The following is a 2,369-nucleotide window of genomic DNA, read 5'->3' as shown; positions in this document are numbered from 1 at the left end:
CGAGGTCGCCACGGCCGCGATGGCGTTCGTCCGCGAGCGGTTCGGGGTACTGCCCTACGCGCGGGTCGACCTGGTCCGTGCGGACGACGGGTCCTCGCTGGTGCTGGAGCTCGAGCTGGTCGAGCCGTCGCTGTTCCTGCCACAGGCCGACGCCGCAGCAGCCGACCGGCTCGCCGCGGCGCTGGTCGGCTGACGCGCGGTCCGTTCAGTCGACGACGGCGGCGACGGCCTCGATCTCCACCAGCTGATGGTCGTACCCGAGCACCGTGACCCCGAGGAGTGTGCTCGGCACGTCGTGGTCCCCCATCGCCCGGCGGACGATCTTCCACGCGGAGACGAGGTCGACCTGCCGCGACGACGCGACCAGGACCCGGGTGCTGATCAGGTCGTCGAGCGTCGCGCCGGCCGCGGCGAGCGCTGTCCGGAGGTTCGCCACGCACTGCTCGGCCTGGCCGGCGTGGTCACCGACCGCCACTGTCCGACCGCTCGCATCGAGGGGGCAGGCACCGGCGAGGAACACGAGCCGTGCCCCCGCCGGTGCCGTCGCGGCGTACGCGTAGTCCGCGACGTCGCTGAGCGCTGCGGACCGGATGAGCTGCACGGCGGAGGGCATGCACCGACCCTGCCAGGGCCCCGCCGGCCGCGCCACCCGCCGCGGACCGTCCCGCCGCGCGGCTCGGCCGCGCCGCCCCTCAGCGCCGCCCGATCGGGTTCGGCATCCGCCCCGCCCGGATGAGGGACTCCGTCTGGCCGGAGAGGTCGACCATCTGCACCGTGTTCCGGAGCTGCAGCCGGTTGAGGCACGAGTGCTCGAAGTCCGGCACGCGGAAGTCGATCGGGCGGGTCCGCCCGACGGAGCCGTCCACGCACTCTCCGACGAGCCGCCAGAACTGCGCTGCCGGCAGCACCCCGTCCTCGTCGAGGATCGCGGCGAGGTACCGGAGCACGCCGTCGAACACGTCCGTGAACACGCCGAGCGCGGCCTCGTCGTCGTCCGCGGGCTGCACGATCCGCTCGGTCCCGGCGGGCACGGCGACGTCACCGACGACCACGACCTCCTCGCCGATGTCCTTCATGAAGACCCGCGACACGACGCCGTCGCGGATGACGAGCACGAGGTTCTCCCCGTGCGGCATGAAGAGCAGCTGGTGCTCGGTCAGGCAGTGCACGACCGGCCGGACGTAGGCGGCGAGGTACCGCCGCACCCAGACCACGGCGTCGAGCCCGGACTGCTCGACGAGGGCGGCGGCGACCGACCGCCCGCGCGCGTCCCGGTGCAGGAGCGCGGCCATCGTGATCGGTCGCTCCCCCTCGGCGAGCCGTGGCACGGGGCTCTCCCGCCAGAGCGCGGCGAGCATCTTCCGCTGCGGCGACACGACGTCGACCCGGTGGTACGCGTCGCCGGTGTAGCCGATCGACGCGTGCTCCCGCAGGACGCCGAACCCGGCGTCGGCGAGCACCGGGTCCGCCTCGACCAGCCCGGCGACCCAGTCGTTCACCGCCGGCGCCGCCCGCATGTAGGCCGGCGACATGCCCCGGAGGAAGCCCATGTTCTGCACGGCGAGCGCCGTCTTCACGTACGACCGCGCCGGTCGCGAGCGGTTGAACGCCGTCCGGATCGACTGCTGCGGCTGGTGTTCGTCCGGCCCCTCGCCGAGGTCGACGAGGTCCTGCCGTCCGAGGTCCGGCGCGAAGGTGACCGCGATCCGGTGCTGCCACTGCCACGGGTGCACCGGGAACCACGTGTACCCGGCGGGGTCGAGACCACGGCGCTCGAGGGTGGCGCGGAAGCCGGCGACCGTCGCCGCGTCGAGCTCCGCGGCCCAGTGCTGCGCCTCGGTGCGGTCGGCTGCGAGCGCGAGGTGCGTGTGCTCCCGGCGGGCGGCGAGCCAGCGGTAGCGGAACCGTCCGCCCGTCTCCGGGGCGTAGGCACGGTACTCGTCGAGCCCGAACCCGATCCGGCCGTTGGCGGCGACGAACGCCGGGTGCCCCTCGGTCATCGCGGCCTCGGCGTCCTGGAACGACGCGACGACGTCGCCGTCGGACCGTCCCCGGGCGAGCTGCGCGGCGGACGGACCACCCCGGCGGTGCTTCGCCGCGGCGCTCGCCAGCGTCGAGGCGATCTCCTCGAGGTAGGTGCCGAGGAGTTCGTCCGGGATGCCGAGCACGGCACGCAGGGCGAGCACGAGGTCCTGCGCGTCGAGCGGCACGGGCGACCCCGCGCGCGTCCGGGTCAGGGATGCTTCGTCGAGCGCCCAGTGCTCGAGCGCGTGCACCCGGGCCCGGAACCGGTAGGTCGAGTCCCCGGCGTCGAGGACCCACGCGTCGCCGTCGGCCCGGGGCGCGATGAGCCGCTCGTGCGGAACTCG

The 2,369-nt window shown here is 74.4% G+C and carries 2 protein-coding genes and 1 pseudogene; 1 reads left to right on the top strand and 2 read right to left on the bottom strand.

What is annotated here, in order from left to right:
- A pseudogene (locus I59_RS23030) lies at window positions 1–193 on the top strand (hypothetical protein); the annotation flags it as partial.
- Window positions 194–205: 12 nt separating this feature from the next.
- Here I59_RS23030 and I59_RS16845 read toward each other — a convergent pair.
- Window positions 206–613 carry a RidA family protein gene (locus I59_RS16845; protein ID WP_022904872.1) on the bottom strand — a complete coding sequence of 136 codons (408 nt, stop codon included), beginning with the start codon at window positions 611–613 and terminating at the stop codon, window positions 206–208.
- A 79-nt stretch (window positions 614–692) separates the two neighbouring features.
- Window positions 693–2,369, bottom strand: a 1,677-nt coding sequence (locus tag I59_RS16840; RefSeq protein WP_022904871.1) for an IucA/IucC family siderophore biosynthesis protein, incomplete at its 5' end; no start/stop codon positions are given.

Origin of the sequence: Curtobacterium sp. B8, assembly GCF_000333315.1 — a bacterium.
Taxonomy (GTDB): Bacteria; Actinomycetota; Actinomycetes; order Actinomycetales; family Microbacteriaceae; genus Curtobacterium; species Curtobacterium luteum.
The sequence above is the reverse complement of the archived record's forward strand: the minus strand, read 5'-3'. Positions and strand labels throughout refer to the sequence as shown.

What these genes read in the sequence shown, in the direction of transcription:
- I59_RS16845 (WP_022904872.1), bottom strand. Translation starts at nt 613, where the DNA reads ATGCCCTCCGCCGTGCAGCTCATCCGGTCCGCAGCGCTCAGCGACGTC.